This window comes from Streptomyces sp. Ncost-T10-10d, from assembly GCF_900091955.1.
GTDB lineage: Bacteria > Actinomycetota > Actinomycetes > Streptomycetales > Streptomycetaceae > Streptomyces.
This window is the reverse complement of sequence record NZ_FMDF01000089.1, coordinates 24,937-39,694: the sequence shown is the minus strand read 5'-3', so window position 1 is coordinate 39,694 and position 14,758 is coordinate 24,937. Positions and strand designations below refer to the sequence as shown.

Genomic DNA, 14,758 nt, shown 5'->3' with positions numbered 1-14,758 from the left:
GGCCGGCGCCGGATAGCCTGGGGCCATGCCTCGTTACGAGTACCGCTGCCGCTCCTGCGGAGACACGTTCGAACTCAGCCGCCCGATGGCCCAGTCCTCGGACCCGGCCTCCTGCCCCGCCGGACACGCCGACACCGTGAAGCTTCTGTCCACCGTGGCCGTGGGCGGCTCGTCGGCCAAGTCCGCGCCCGCCGCGCCGTCCGCCGGCGGCGGCGGGGGCGGCTGCTGCGGCGGAGGTTGCTGCGGCTGAGAGCGGGCAACCGGAGTCGCGGCCTGCGGCTCCTACCGCTTACGGGAGAGCGTCAGCCCGTCCGACACGGTGAGCAGCACACTGTCCATCCGCGGATCGGCGGCCACATGGTTGTTGAATTCCTTGATCGCCGCCGCTCCTCCGGTCGCCTGCGGGTCGGTCACCCTGCCGTGGAAGAGCACGTTGTCCGTGACGACGAGACCGCCCTGCCGCATCCTGGGCACCAGTTCCTCCCAGTAAGGGATGTAGTTGCCCTTGTCCGCGTCCAGATAGGCGAGGTCGATGTGCGGCTCGGCCGGCATCGCCCGCAGTGTGTCGAGCGCGGGGGCGATACGGAGTTCGATCCGGTCGGCGACGCCCGCCTTCTCCCACGCCTCCCGGCCGTATGCGGTCCACTCCTCCGAGACGTCACAGGCGATCAGCCGTCCGTCGGCGGGCAGTGCCTGCGCCATCGACAGGGCGGAGAAGCCGGTGAACGTCCCGACCTCCACGATGTGCCGGGCCCCGGTCAGCCGGACGAGGAAGGCGAGCAGCGGTCCCTGTTCCTCGGCGGACTGCATGCCGGCCTGGTCGGGGAGGCGTGCGTACGTGGTCTCGACGAGCTCGCGCTGCACCGTGTCGAGCGGTGGGTTGTGCGCCAGCATGTACGCGTAAAGCTCGTCCGTGATCTTGGTTTCGTTGCCCTTGGTCATCGCATGCTCCTCGTCGGTCCCATCGGGCCGGTCCCGCGCCGCCCTGTCCTCACATACTGCTACTGCTGGACGGGGGCGCCCTGCGCCGGGCCCGACGCCCGGAGGAAGTGGCGCAGGATCTCCTCGCCCGCCGCCACGCCGTGCTCCGCCGTCACATCGACGTGCGGGGCGCTCCAGCCGGTGTCGGCGAGTTCGCCGTGGGCCGGGCGCCAGGCGCGGTCGGCGGACAGGAGCAGGTCGGCGTCGAGGAGGCTGTCACCTGCGGCGAGGGTGAGCGTGGCACCGGTGCGCCGGGCGACTTCACTCATGGCGGCGCTCTTGGTGAGCGGGCCCGGCACGGCGTAGATCTTGCGGCCCTGGAGGGAGACCGTCCAGCCGCGGGTCTCCGCCCACTCCCCCAGTTCCTTGACCCAGCCCTCGGGCAGCAGCGCGCGTTCGACGACGAGATAGGCGAAAAGGTCCTCGGCGACCCGTTCCTTGAGCAGCCAGGCGGGGTCGGCCGCGGCCAGGAGATGGGCGCGGACCTCGGCGAGCGAGGCGCATTCGTCGGCGAGCCTGCGGGAGACCTGCGTCTGCCAGTCGGGGTCGGATTCGCCGTCGACGAGGAGATGTCCCCCGTTGGCGCAGATCGCGAACCGCGGTGCGGGACCGGGGAGATGGATGCGCCCGTACTGCTCGCGGGTACGGGTGGTCGTCGGGACGAAGACCGTGGTGCGGGCGAGTTCGTCGAGCAGCGTCGCGGCCGTCTCGGTCATGTAGGAGAGCGGCTTGTGTTCGTACACCTCTACGCAGAGCAGCCGGGGGGCCTCGGCGTCCGGCATGGGGAGCTGGAGCGCTGCCGTCGAGTAGATCAAGGTGCGGTCGAGGTCGCTGGCGACCAGTGCCACGGGGGCGGCCGGGGTGGCCGCGGTGGCCGGGGTGGTCACTTCGACTCCACCGCCTTGCCGTCCGCGCCCGTCGCGCCCCTGGTGTACTTCGGGTGGATCAACCCGACGCAGGTGTAGGGGAGTTCGTCGACCTCCTCGACCGGTACGCCTCGCTGCCCGGCCAGCAGGCGGATGTGCTCGAGGTCGGCGCCCGCGCCGCGCTTGGCGAGGATCTTCCACGGGACGCGGCGCAGCAGTACGCGGGTCGTCTCGCCGACGCCCGGCTTGACCAGGTTCACATCGTGGATGCCGTACTCCTCACTGATGCGTTCCACTGCGGCCCAGCCCTCCCAGGTGGGTGCGCGGTCGGCCGCGAGCATCTCCTTGGCCTCGGCGTCCACGGCGTCGGCGACCTCGTCGAAGTGGTCGGCGACGGTGTCGAGGAAGTGGCCGGACACATCGGTGTCCGCAAGCTCCCGGTAGAACTTCGCGCCGTGGAAATCGTCGGGTCCGACCAGGTCGGAGCGGAGGACGGTCCGCGAAATCAGCCCGGACACAGTGGAGTTGAGGCAGGCGGACGGGATGAGGAAGTCCTCGCGGGTGCCGTAGGTGCGGACGCAGCCGCCCGGGTCGGCCAGGACCGCGATCTCGGGGTTGAATCCGTCGAACCCGTCGAGCGCTGCGGACAGTTCACGCGTGATCGCCCCCTTGCCGGTCCAGCCGTCGACGAAGACGACATCCGCCGGATCGTGATGGGCGGCCAGCCAGCGCAGGGCGTTGGCGTCGATGCCGCGGCCCCGCACGATGGAGACGGCGTAGTGCGGCAGATCGAGTCCGTGCCGGTGCCGGGCCCAGCGTCGCATGAGCACGCCGACGGGGGTGCCGGCCCTGGCGAGCGAGACCAGGACGGGGCGAGCGGAGGGGGTCCCCCCACGCTTTCGGCTGTGGGGGAGCTCGGCGAGGACCGTCTCGGTGACGGTGCCGACGGCGCGCGCGACGCGTGCGGCCGACAGGTCCAGCGCCGCCTTGAACAGACTCTGGTACTGGGCGGACGGCTGGTACTCGACAGGGAGCGACTCGGCGTAGTGCGCGCCACCGCTCTGTATCGCCTCCTCGCGCTCCTCGGTGGGCGCCTCCAGTTCGGTGTCCGAGAGGTCCTGGAGCAGCCAGCCGACTTCGTCCGGCGCATAGGAGGAGAAGGCGGGGCCGCGGAGGGGCTCGGGCAGCATGGGGGTTTCCTGCCGTTCGGAGACGTACGAGGGGAGGCCCGACGGGACGTACGAGGGGACGACCGCGAGCAGGACGTGGTCGGTGTGCGCGGCGAGCTGTGCCAACAGGCCGTCGGGGGCGTGGAGTTCGGGGGTGTCGGCGGTGGAGTCGACGGTCACGACCACGGCGTCGAAACCGGCGCCCGCGACGTTGTACGCGTACCGGTCACCGGGGCCGTCGGCCGGATTGTCGTGGGCCGGGAAGACCAGCCGGCTGCGTATCGCATAGCCGGGATCGTCCACGGCGAGGACGGGGGAACGCGTGGTCGTCGAGTAGCGCACCTCGGCGTCGGTGTGGTCCTCCAGGGCCGCGCCCAGGCGGAGGGGGGCGTACATCAGCTCCTCGAAGCCGAGGATCAGTACGCGGCGGGCATCACCCAGTGACGCGGCGATACGGGCGGCCATGGCCGGGAGGACCGGTTCGAGGGCGGCCCGGTGGGCGGGGGTGAAGCCGTGCCGTCCGCCGTCGGGCACACCGGCGGGCCACTGGAGGTCGACCCTGGTGCACGGTCGGCGCCCCTGCTCGACGGCCGCTCGGGGACCGGCGGAACCTGCCCCCTCATGCGCGGCGACCAGTGCCCGGCCCTTCTCCAGGACGCCCTCCGGGAGGGTGACCGTGCCCGAGCTCCTCGCCACCAGGTCGACGCGCGCGCCGATCTCGGCGGCGAACTCGGTCAGCCGTCCCTGGTCGGCCGGCGACCGCATGTCCACCAGGGCGACGACGACGTACCGGCTGCGCGGGTATCGCTCGTGCAGCGCGCGGATGGTGTTGAGCACGGTGTTGCCCGTGGAGAATTCGTCGTCCACCAGCACCAGCGGTGCGTCCGCGTATGCATCCGTGTCCGCTTCCGTCGGGCCGCGCTCGCCCGCCAGGAGGTTCGGGTCCTCCGGAAGCAGCAGGTGCGAGGTGGCGTGCGAGTGCGACTCCTCGAAGCCGCCCGCCCGCTGCACGCCCTCGACGGGGCGGCGCGTCGAATGCAGGTACGGCGCCACGCCGAGCCCGTCGGCGACCGCGTGGCCGAGACCGGTGGCCGTCTCCGCGTAACCGAGCACGACCGCCCGGCGCGCCTCGGCGTCACCGAGGAGTTCGCGCACCCGGCAGCCGAGCTCGAATCCGACGCCGTACACCACGGAGGGCTTCTGCGGCACGTGCTTGCCGAGCACGTTCGACACGAGCAGATGGGCCCGCTTGGGGTTGCGGCGCAGGGCGAGGCCCAGCAGGTCCCTCAGCTCCCTGTCGCCGTCGGGCTTCCCGTCGCCGACGAGCTCGACGCCCAGTCGCTGTGCCACCCAGCTGCCCGACCACACCACGTTCGCCGTCTCTTTCCTTGCCACGCGCTCGCTCATCGAGACACGTTCGTTCCACGAGGCCCGCTCATTCCGCGAGGCCCGCTCGTTCCACGAGGCCCGCTCATTCCGCGAGGCCCGCGGCCAGCAGTTCCACGAAGCCGACGTCTTCCCTCGCCACGCCGAAGACCTCGGCCCTCTGCAGGGTCCGCTCGGCCCAGGCACGGTGCGGCTTCACTTCATTCATCTTGTTCGTGTACGCGGAGCGCATGACGCCGCCGCCGCCGCGTTCCGGCCGCAGGATGTCCTGTGCGTCGCTGAACTCCTCGTGACTGACCACGGACAGTGCATGCACGGGCGCGACGTGCGACGGGTGAATGCAGGTCTTGCCGAGCAGGCCGTTGGCCCGGTCGAGCTCGATCTCGCGCAGCAGACCGTCCAGGTCGTGCTCGATCAGTGCCGTGCGCAGTTCCTCGGCTCGGCCCTCCAGGAAGGGGCTGCGGCGCAGCTGCGGTTTGAACATGCGCTCCTGGAGCCGGAAGTATTCCCACACCGGGCCGGTGATCGTGAAGCCCGTGCCGTCCGCCCGGCCCAGCACGTTGACCACGTCGGCTATGACGGCGCTGACGATCTGTACGTCGTACGCAGTCATGTCGGGCGCTCTGCGGAGCCCGTAGGCCGAGCAGAAGTCGGTCACGCCGAGCCGCAGTGCGAGTATCCGCTCGCGGTATTTGTTGACGGTGCGACTGATGCCCCGGAGTGCTTCCCTGCGGGTTTCCAGATGCAGCAGCTCGGGCGATTCGAGAACGGGCATCGCGAACAGGCGCTGCCCACACGTCTTTTCAGCGTTGGCGAGTGCTTCCATGAAGGGCACGCCACGCTCTTCGGTGAACTTCGGAAGTACAAAACCAGACAACAATCGGACGCTGGGGCCGAGCCGACTCACCAGGTCCACCATCTGGCCCGGTTCCCGGACCCGGATGAAGAGCAGGGGCACCTCGGAGCCGCGCGCATCGAGGTCCGCGAACTGCCTGACCAGGTTCTCCTCGGCGCCGACCACCTCGGAGTCATCGATCGAGTCCTCCAGGCACAGCACCATCGAGACGACACCGCGCCCGGCCTGCTTGATGACATCGTCAGCAAGTCGCGGCCTGGTGGCAGGGCTGTACAGGGTCGCTCCCAGGGCGGCCGAAAGCATGCCGGCCGGCGAGTCCGCACCGAATTCGCACGGCTCCTGGAAGAACAGACCCTCTCTCGCAGCGGGCGCTATATGCCCGAAATGACGCATGTGATTCCCCCGAACTGCCTGACAGACCGGACAACGTATGGCCGGTAATAGTACGTACGGACGGGTGTCAACAGTTCCCTACGTGCATGAATTCCGGGTAACTCGTCCATTTCCCGACGGGTCCACGTACTGCGGACGACGTCGTTCCGATGCACCGCCGAGACATCCGGTGCGCCCCCCGCGTTGTCCGCACAGGCAGCCAGCAGGCAGGATGACGGGCATGACGCACGCGATGGTGAAAGGCTCGAACGTCCCTCTGGACACCATGGCCGTACGGGCCGTGCTGTGCTGGACCCCGGGGGCCGGGGTTCCGGATGTGGACGCCTCGGCACTGCTGCTCGGAACCGGTGGCCGCGTGCGCTCGGACGAGGACTTCGTCTTCTACAACCAGCCCCGCCACCCCTCCGGCCTGGTGCGACGGCTGCCGAAGCGCAGTGTCCCCGAGGGACTCACGGACAGCATCGAGGCCGACCTGGGCGCGCTCGACTCCTCGGTCGATCAGGTGGTGATCGCCGCATCCTCCGACGGAGCCGCATTCGCTCAGGTGCGCGATCTGCGCATCCTGCTGTACGACGCGGCATCGGTGGGCGGGGACCCGCTCGCCGTCTTCGATGTGCGGCCGGAGACCGGCGAGGAGACGGCGATCATCTGCGGCGAGCTCTACCGGCGCGGCGATGGCTGGAAATTCCGGGCCGTGGGACAGGGCTATCCGACCGGCCTGGTCGGTCTGGCGACCGCCTTCGGTATCTCGGTCGACGAGGCGGAGGCCGCGGCGGAGCCCGACCCGGCCCCCTCACCGGTGACGGTTCCCTCACCCGTATCAGCGCCCGCTTTTCCGCCGCCCGTGCCCGCGTTCCCGCCCACGCCGGCCCCCGGCCCGGACTCGCAGGTCACCGTCCAGCACCAGCAGCCCGCCTACGGCTACCCGCAGCCCGCGGTGGCCCAGCCGGCTCCGCAGCCCGCGTACGGGTATCCGCAGCCTTCCGTCGCCCCGCCCGCCTACGGCTACCCGCAGCCTGCCGCGGCTGCGGCGCCGGCCCCTGACCCGAATTTCGTGCTGCCCCCGCAGGGGCCGCAGTTCGTACGGACCTGAGACGGCCAGGAGACGGCCGTGGAACGCGGCCCCGGAACGGCCCTGAGGTGCCCCTGAACCGCGTGCGGGCCGTCCGGTGTCGGCTCAGGTCCGGGACTTGTAGCCCCGCCCCCACTGCATGCCCCAGCCGTACAGCCGGTCCAGCTCCGACTGGAATCCGTACACGAACTTCACCTCGCGCCGCACGATCAGCTCGTCCTTGATGTTCTCCACCGTGAACACTGCGCAGGAGCGGGCCTGCGGTGCTCGCTCGTCGAGTTCGATCTCGATCCGCGGGCCGTTGCCCGGGTAGAGCGTCACCATGGCGTGCGTACGGTCGAAGGCAGGCGTCTGGTCGTAGATGTAGACGAAGAACAGCAGCCGCTTGATCTTCTCGCGCTGGTCGAGATTGACGTAGACGGTCTCGCCCGACGGTGCCCCGAAGCGGTCGTCCCCGCTGAGCCGGATGTACGGCGGCCCGTTCAGGTCGCCGATGAGATTGCCCAGGGGCTGGACCACGCCCTTGGTGCCGTCCTTCAGCTCGTACATGCAGCCCAGGTCCAGGTCGACATTGACCATGCCCTGGGTGTGCGCCTGGACCACATCGGGCTGGAAGAGCTTCATGGGGCGCAGCAGCCGGCCGCTCTGCCGCGACCTGCCCTCGATGTCGGACGTACGCATCCGCCAGGAGAGGTTGACCCGCAGATTGCCGGTCAGCGCACCCTGCTTGGTCAACGAGACCGTGGCGTGCCGCCTGGAGAGCACGATGGAGCTGGTCGACGCGTTGCCCGACTCGAACTGCGCCTCCCGCCTCGGCCACAGGCTGTCCCAGAACGCCATCCCCAACCCCCACACGTATCGGTAGTGCACCGGCCCCGCACACATCACTGCGGGGCGGCCGCCGGGCCGGGCCCGGGTGTTCCCGGAGAACCGTCGCCGTACGGACCGCCCCGCTGAGAGCGTTCCTCAATCCCTACCGGGTCACACCCCGGACGGGACTTCTGCCTTGGAACCTGCGTCGTCCCCGCCTGCGGCCTCCAGCGCCTTGTTGCGCCGGACGGAGGACCAGAAGGACCAGCCGATCAGCACGACGCCGATGCCACCGGTGATGAGCTCGTTGATCTGGTACTGGATGGTGACGAGGAGGAGGACGGCCAGCGCGCCGATGGCGTAGTGGGCGCCGTGCTCCAGGTAGACGTAGTCGTCGAGGGTGCCCTGACGGACCAGGTAGACCGTGAGCGACCGGACGTACATGGCGCCGATACCCAGGCCGAGGGCCATCAGCACGATGTTGTTGGTGATGGCGAAGGCGCCGATGACACCGTCGAACGAGAAGGACGCGTCGAGCACTTCCAGGTAGAGGAACATGAAGAACGCGGCCTTGCCGGCGAGTACGACCGCGGAGACCTTCTTACCCGTCTTCCTGGCCTCCTCCTCGACCTCGTGCTCCCGTTCCTCCTCTTCCTCCAGCTTGTTCTCGAAGAAGCCGGAGAGACCGCCGACGATCAGGTACGTGATCAGACCCGCGACTCCGGCGAGCAGGACGGTCTCCGCCTTGTCCGCGTGGCCGCCGCCGTGCTGGTGCGCGTGCGTCGCGAAGGTCATGGACGTGATCAGCAGCACGATCAGCGCGATGCAGACCGACAGCATGTCGACCTTGCCGAGCTTGGCGAGCGGCCGCTCGATCCAGCGCAGCCACTGGATGTCACGCTCCTCGAAAATGAAGTCGAGGAAGATCATCAGCAGGAACATGCCACCGAAGGCGGCAATCGCCGGGTGGGCGTCCGTGACCAGTTCCTGGTAGCGCTCGGGCTGGTTGAACGAAAGATCGATCGCTTCGATCGGACCCAGCTTGGCGGTGATGGCCACGATCACGACGGGGAACACCAGCCGCATACCGAAGACCGCGATGAGCACACCGACCGTGAGGAAGATCTTCTGCCAGAAGGCATTCATCTTCTTCAGGATTCCGGCGTTGACCACCGCATTGTCGAAGGACAGCGAGATCTCCAGGACGGAAAGAATCGCAACCACTCCGAAGGCTTCCCACCCCCCGTAGATCACCGCTGCGACCAGGCCGAGCGCGGTAACCGCGAACGACCAGCCGAAGGTTTTCAGAAGCACTGGCTACCCCATCGTGTTATGTAACGGGTCTCCCCCGGGTGTGTACGGGGCTCCCCCGCGCCGTGCGCGGCTTTACGAAACGTTGACCCCGAAGTCTAGAGCGATGCCGCGCAGCCCCGACGCGTACCCCTGTCCCACTGCACGGAACTTCCACTCGCCGTTGTACCGGTAGAGCTCACCGAAGATCATCGCGGTTTCCGTCGAGGCGTCCTCGCTGAGGTCGTAACGCGCGAGTTCCTGACCGTCCGCCTGGTTCACCACACGGATGAACGCATTGCCGACCTGCCCGAAGGTCTGCCCTCGATTGTCCGCCTCATGGATCGAGACCGGAAAAATGATCTTGTCGCAGTGCGCAGGCACCTGAGTGAGATTCACGATGACCGACTCGTCGTCGCCCTCGCCCTCACCCGTGAGGTTGTCACCGGTGTGCTCCACGGAGCCGTCGGGGCTCGTGAGGTTGTTGTAGAACACGAACCATTCGTCGCCGAGCACCCGGCCCGACTGGCACAGCAGCGCGCTGGCGTCGAGGTCGAAGTCGGCGCCCGTGGTGGATCGTGCGTCCCAGCCGAGCCCGACCAGCACCTGGGTGAGGTTGGGTGCGGCCTTGGAGAGGGAGACATTGCCTCCCTTGGCGAGCGTGACGCCCATGGTGTGTCCTCCCCGAGTCGATGAACCGTCTGTTGAGCTGTCGAACCGTTCAGCCGTCCAGCCGTTCAGCAGCCGGAGCTTGAGCTGCCGAACCGGCTGTTCAGCGCATCCGGCGCCGCACGGGGTGCGGCGCCGGACGGGGTACATGCTGACGCGGACCGGGCCGCGCCTCGGCGGCTCGGCCCGGTCGCGTCCGGTCAGACGTTGACGCCGAAGTCCTGCGCGATACCGCGCAGCCCCGAGGCGTAACCCTGACCGATGGCGCGGAACTTCCACTCCGCCCCGTTGCGGTACAGCTCGCCGAAGACCATGGCGGTCTCCGTCGAGGCGTCCTCGCTCAGGTCGTAACGCGCCAGCTCGCTGTTGTCGGCCTGGTTGACCACGCGGATGTACGCGTTGCGCACCTGGCCGAAGCTCTGCTGGCGGGTCTCGGCCTCGTAGATCGAGACCGGGAAGACGATCTTGTCGACATCGGCCGGAACTCCGGCCAGGTTCACCTTGATGACCTCGTCGTCGCCCTCGCCCTCACCGGTGAGGTTGTCACCGGTGTGCTCGACGGAGCCGTCGGGGCTCTTGAGGTTGTTGAAGAAGACGAAGTTGCCGTCGCTGCCGACCTTGCCCTCGGCGTTCGTCAGCAGGGCGCTGGCGTCGAGGTCGAAGTCACCACCGGTGGTGGTACGAGCATCCCAGCCCAGACCGACGATGACCGCCGTCAGGTTGGGCGCGGCCTTGGTCAGCGAGACGTTGCCGCCCTTGCTGAGGCTGACTCCCACGAGTCCTCCCATTGGTTTCCTTGGGGGCCGGCGGCTGCCGGCGCCTCCACGTTGCGTTGGCATCCGATCAACGAGTGGATCCTAGTGACCGGTTCCCGGCCAAAGCAGGCTTTTGGCCGGGACGCCCGCGGATCCTCCGGTCCCGGATCAGAGCGTGTCGAGCGCCTTGATGTAGTCGTTGAGGTCCCGCGCGTCGGGCAGACCGTTGACGACGGTCCAGCGCACCACGCCCTCCTTGTCGATGATGAAGGTGCCGCGCACCGCGCAGCCCTTCTCCTCGTCGAAGACGCCGTAGGCCCGCGAGGTCTCGCCGTGCGGCCAGAAGTCCGAGACCAGCGGGTACTCGAGACCTTCCTGCTCGGCGAAGACGCGCAGGGTGTGGATGGAGTCGTTGGAGACGGCGAGCAGCTGCGTGTCGTCGTTCTCGAACTTCGGCAGCTCGTCGCGGAGCGCGCAGAGCTCACCCGTGCAGACGCCGGTGAAGGCGAACGGGTAGAACAGCAGCACGACATTCTTCTCGCCGCGGAAGTCGGAGAGCTTCACGGTCCGGCCGTGGTTGTCCTTCAGCTCGAAATCCGGGGCCTGGGTACCGACCTCGATCGCCATGAAACGCGTCCCTTCGCTACGTCCACCGGGCTGGGCTGTCCGGGTGGCTCCCACCCTACGCAGAGCCCGCAGCAGGCCACGCAGCGCCCGCGCGGGGGCACCCTGCGCCCCAGCCGTACGCAAGAGGGCGCATGGAGCCGTACGAAGAAGGCCTCCGGCGGCTCATGCCGTCGGAGGCCTTCAGGGCGAGTGCGTGGCGAATGCGGTTCAGCGCTTGGCTTTGGCCGCCTTCGGTGTGACCAGACGGCTTCCCGTCCAGTCCTTGCCTGCATTGATGCTCTTGGTCTGGGAGAGACCGGCGGTCTGTGCAGCCTCGTTGATGTCGCTCGGTTCGACGTATCCATCACGGCCGGTCTTCGGCGTCATCAGCCAGACCGCGCCGCCGTCCTCGATCAGACCAATGGCATCCACCAGCGCGTCCGTAAGGTCGCCGTCCTCGTCGCGGAACCACAGCAGGACGACGTCTGCGACGTCGTCGTAGTCCTCATCGACGAGATCCTGGCCGATAGTGGCCTCAATGCCCTCACGGAGCTCCTGCTCGACGTCGTCGTCGTAGCCGATCTCCTGGACCACCTGTCCGGGCTCGAACCCCAGGCGTGCTGCCGGGTTGGTCCGCTCCTCCGCGTGGTCCGCGGTCGCGCTCACGGGTTGCCTCCTGATCATGTTTCGGAAAATGCTTCAGCCACGCGCGTGCGCGGGGCGTTGGCCGTAGTCCACACGGGAGCGGCGGATCGCGCAAGTACCCAGCGTGCGAGACCGCCTAAACGGTGACGTTCCCTGCCACGTCGCCGCACTGTCGGCAGGTCCCCTGCGGGGGCCGAGCGCTACCGTCACACCCTTTACGTCCTTCCACAGCTTATGCCGTTTCGGTCCGCCATTCGGAGTCGAACATCCTTTGGGAACGCTTGGACGGGTTGGGCGTATGGTTGCGGTTTGGACCAGCCCATCCCCGCGCCACGGACGCGATGTCTCGCAACACGGCGGTTACCCCTCGGTAGAGATGACGTTTGCGCCCCTGCGGTACACGATGGTGATGGCGTACATGCATACATCCCGGGGGCATGTTCTCCCGTAACCAGGCCCCGTAGAGCAGCACCTAATAGCGAAGGAACAGCGTGGCTTCCGGATCCGATCGCAACCCGATCATCATTGGCGGCCTGCCGAGCCAGGTCCCGGACTTCGATCCCGAAGAGACCCAGGAATGGCTCGACTCGCTCGACGCCGCGGTCGACGAGCGAGGCCGTGAGCGGGCCCGTTATCTGATGCTCCGGCTCATCGAGCGTGCGCGCGAGAAGCGCGTCGCCGTGCCGGAGATGCGCAGCACGGACTACGTGAACACGATCGCCACGAAGGACGAGCCGTTCTTCCCCGGCGACGAGGAGATCGAGCGCAAGGTCCTCAACGCGACCCGCTGGAACGCGGCCGTGATGGTGTCGCGCGCCCAGCGTCCGGGGATCGGCGTCGGCGGCCACATCGCCACCTTCGCCTCCTCGGCCTCGCTGTACGACGTGGGCTTCAACCACTTCTTCCGGGGCAAGGACGACGGTCTGGGCGGCGACCAGATCTTCTTCCAGGGGCACGCGTCCCCGGGCATCTACGCCCGCGCCTTCCTGCTCGACCGGCTGAGCGAGGCGCAGCTCGACGCCTTCCGCCAGGAGAAGTCGAAGGCGCCGAACGGCCTGTCCAGCTACCCGCACCCGCGACTGATGCCGGACTTCTGGGAGTTCCCGACCGTCTCGATGGGCCTCGGCCCGCTCGGCGCGATCTACCAGGCCCGGATGAACCGCTACATGCAGGCGCGCGGCATCGCCGACACCTCCCAGTCGCACGTGTGGGCGTATCTGGGCGACGGCGAGATGGACGAGCCCGAGTCGCTCGGCCAGCTCTCCATCGCCGCCCGTGAGGGCCTGGACAACCTGACCTTCGTGGTCAACTGCAACCTGCAGCGCCTCGACGGTCCGGTGCGCGGCAACGGCAAGATCATCCAGGAGCTGGAGTCGCAGTTCCGCGGCGCCGGATGGAATGTCATCAAGCTGGTCTGGGACCGTTCCTGGGACCCGCTGCTCGCGCAGGACCGCACGGGCATCCTGGTCAACAAGCTGAACACCACGCCGGACGGTCAGTTCCAGACGTACGCCACCGAGTCCGGCGCGTACATCCGTCAGCACTTCTTCGGGGACGACCCGCGGCTGCGCGACATGGTCAAGGACATGACCGACGACCAGATCCTGCACCTGGGCCGTGGCGGTCACGACCACAGGAAGGTCTACGCGGCCTATGCGGCGGCCAAGGCCCACAAGGGCCAGCCGACGGTGATCCTGGCGCAGACGGTCAAGGGCTGGACGCTGGGGCCGAACTTCGAGGGCCGCAACGCGACCCACCAGATGAAGAAGCTCACGGTCGAGGACCTCAAGCGGTTCCGCGACCGGCTGCACATCCCGATCACGGACAAGCAGTTGGACGAGGGCTACCCGCCGTACTACCACCCGGGCCGCAACTCGGAAGAGATCCAGTACATGCACGACCGCCGCAAGGGTCTGGGCGGCTATGTCCCGACCCGTGTGGTGCGTGCGAAGCCGCTGGCTCTCCCCGAAGACAAGACGTACGCGACCGCGAAGAAGGGTTCGGGCCAGCAGTCGATCGCCACGACCATGGCGTTCGTCCGCATCCTGAAGGACCTCATGCGGGACAAGGAGATCGGCAAGCGCTTCGTGCTGATCGCGCCCGACGAGTACCGCACCTTCGGCATGGACGCGTTCTTCCCGAGCGCGAAGATCTACAACCCGCTGGGTCAGCAGTACGAGGCGGTGGACCGCGATCTGCTGCTCGCGTACAAGGAGTCGCCGACCGGTCAGATGCTGCACGACGGCATCTCCGAGGCCGGCTGCACGGCCTCGCTGATCGCCGCCGGCTCGGCGTACGCCACGCACGGCGAGCCGCTGATCCCGGTGTACGTCTTCTACTCGATGTTCGGTTTCCAGCGCACCGGCGACCAGTTCTGGCAGATGGCCGACCAGCTCGCGCGCGGCTTCGTGCTGGGTGCGACCGCCGGTCGTACGACTCTGACCGGTGAGGGTCTCCAGCACGCGGACGGCCACTCGCAGCTGCTCGCCTCGACCAACCCCGGCTGTGTCGCGTACGACCCGGCCTTCAGTTACGAGATCGCGCACATCGTCAAGGACGGTCTGCGCCGGATGTACGGCGGGACCCCCGAAGAGAACGAGGACGTCTTCTACTACCTCACCGTCTACAACGAGCCGATCCAGCACCCGGCCGAGCCCGAGAACGTGGATGTCGAAGGCATCCTCAAGGGCGTGTACCGCTACAAGAGCGCCGATCGGGGCGAGATCCCGGCCCAGATCATGGCGTCCGGTGTGGCGGTCCCGTGGGCGGTGGAGGCGCAGCGGATCCTCGCCGACGAGTGGAACGTCAGGGCGGACGTCTGGTCGGCGACCTCCTGGAACGAGCTGCGCCGCGAGGCCGTGGACGTGGAGCGGTACAACCTGCTGCACCCCGAGGAGGAGCAGCGCGTCCCGTACGTCACGCGGAAGCTCTCCGGCTCCGAGGGCCCGTTCGTGGCGGTCTCGGACTGGATGCGTTCCGTACCGGACCAGATCGCGCGCTGGGTGCCCGGTGCGTACCAGTCGCTGGGTGCGGACGGCTTCGGCTTCGCCGACACCCGTGGTGCGGCCCGCCGGTTCTTCCACATCGACGCGCAGTCGATCGTCCTCGCGGTGCTCACCGAGCTCGCGAAGGAGGGCCGGATCGACCGTTCGCTGCTGAAGACGGCGATCGACCGGTACGAGCTGCTGGATGTGACCGCGGCCGACCCGGGCGCGGCCGGCGGCGACGCGTAGGCACGACGAACCACGGTCGAAGGGCGG

Annotated in this window: 13 protein-coding genes; 3 read left to right on the top strand and 10 right to left on the bottom strand. The window is 68.3% G+C overall.

Annotation, left to right across the window (positions count from 1 at the left end; genetic code table 11):
• The first annotated feature begins 25 nt into the window (after positions 1-25).
• A complete protein-coding gene (locus GA0115254_RS13455; protein WP_093895504.1) occupies positions 26-250 on the top strand; it encodes an FmdB family zinc ribbon protein in 225 nt (74 codons plus the stop codon).
• A 32-nt stretch (positions 251-282) separates the two neighbouring features.
• Here GA0115254_RS13455 and GA0115254_RS13450 read toward each other — a convergent pair whose 3' ends face one another.
• The 4 genes from GA0115254_RS13450 to GA0115254_RS13435 all read right to left on the bottom strand — a co-directional run bounded on the left by GA0115254_RS13450 (position 283) and on the right by GA0115254_RS13435 (position 5,651).
• The gene (locus GA0115254_RS13450) at positions 283-942 is read right to left on the bottom strand and encodes an O-methyltransferase (protein WP_093895503.1); all 660 of its coding nucleotides are present in this window, start codon (positions 940-942) and stop codon (positions 283-285) included.
• A gap of 59 nt (positions 943-1,001) precedes the next feature.
• A complete protein-coding gene (locus GA0115254_RS13445) occupies positions 1,002-1,868 on the bottom strand; it encodes an HAD family hydrolase (protein ID WP_093895502.1) in 867 nt (288 codons plus the stop codon).
• Positions 1,865-4,423, bottom strand: a complete 2,559-nt coding sequence (locus tag GA0115254_RS13440; protein ID WP_093895501.1) for a phosphoribosyltransferase — start codon at positions 4,421-4,423, stop codon at positions 1,865-1,867. The genes GA0115254_RS13445 and GA0115254_RS13440 overlap by 4 nt, the downstream gene beginning before the upstream one ends.
• Before the next feature lie 64 nt (positions 4,424-4,487).
• Positions 4,488-5,651 carry an HpcH/HpaI aldolase/citrate lyase family protein gene (locus tag GA0115254_RS13435; RefSeq protein WP_093895500.1) on the bottom strand — a complete coding sequence of 388 codons (1,164 nt, stop codon included), beginning with the start codon at positions 5,649-5,651 and terminating at the stop codon, positions 4,488-4,490.
• A gap of 220 nt (positions 5,652-5,871) precedes the next feature.
• Between GA0115254_RS13435 and GA0115254_RS13430 the strand changes: the two genes are divergently transcribed.
• Complete coding sequence (locus GA0115254_RS13430) at positions 5,872-6,744, top strand: TerD family protein (protein ID WP_093895499.1); 873 nt, start codon at positions 5,872-5,874, stop codon at positions 6,742-6,744.
• Between the two features lie 84 nt (positions 6,745-6,828).
• Here GA0115254_RS13430 and GA0115254_RS13425 read toward each other — a convergent pair whose 3' ends face one another.
• The 6 genes from GA0115254_RS13425 to GA0115254_RS13400 form a co-directional block, all read right to left on the bottom strand.
• Positions 6,829-7,563 (bottom strand): TerD family protein, encoded by a 735-nt coding sequence (locus GA0115254_RS13425; RefSeq protein WP_093895498.1) that lies wholly within the window; start codon positions 7,561-7,563, stop codon positions 6,829-6,831.
• A gap of 141 nt (positions 7,564-7,704) precedes the next feature.
• Positions 7,705-8,847 carry a DUF475 domain-containing protein gene (locus GA0115254_RS13420; RefSeq protein ID WP_093895497.1) on the bottom strand — a complete coding sequence of 381 codons (1,143 nt, stop codon included), beginning with the start codon at positions 8,845-8,847 and terminating at the stop codon, positions 7,705-7,707.
• Between the two features lie 72 nt (positions 8,848-8,919).
• Positions 8,920-9,495, bottom strand: a complete 576-nt coding sequence (locus GA0115254_RS13415; protein WP_093895496.1) for a TerD family protein — start codon at positions 9,493-9,495, stop codon at positions 8,920-8,922.
• A 197-nt stretch (positions 9,496-9,692) separates the two neighbouring features.
• Positions 9,693-10,268 carry a TerD family protein gene (locus GA0115254_RS13410; RefSeq protein ID WP_072483704.1) on the bottom strand — a complete coding sequence of 192 codons (576 nt, stop codon included), beginning with the start codon at positions 10,266-10,268 and terminating at the stop codon, positions 9,693-9,695.
• A 147-nt stretch (positions 10,269-10,415) separates the two neighbouring features.
• Positions 10,416-10,874, bottom strand: coding sequence for a peroxiredoxin (locus GA0115254_RS13405; protein WP_093895495.1), 459 nt, complete (start codon positions 10,872-10,874; stop codon positions 10,416-10,418).
• Between the two features lie 207 nt (positions 10,875-11,081).
• Positions 11,082-11,519, bottom strand: coding sequence for a DUF3052 domain-containing protein (locus GA0115254_RS13400; RefSeq protein WP_093895494.1), 438 nt, complete (start codon positions 11,517-11,519; stop codon positions 11,082-11,084).
• A 470-nt stretch (positions 11,520-11,989) separates the two neighbouring features.
• On the opposite strand from GA0115254_RS13400, the gene aceE reads away from it, so the two are divergent.
• Positions 11,990-14,731: a pyruvate dehydrogenase (acetyl-transferring), homodimeric type gene (aceE, locus tag GA0115254_RS13395; RefSeq protein WP_093895493.1), complete on the top strand. Its 2,742-nt coding sequence runs from the start codon at positions 11,990-11,992 to the stop codon at positions 14,729-14,731.
• Positions 14,732-14,758 lie beyond the last annotated feature (27 nt).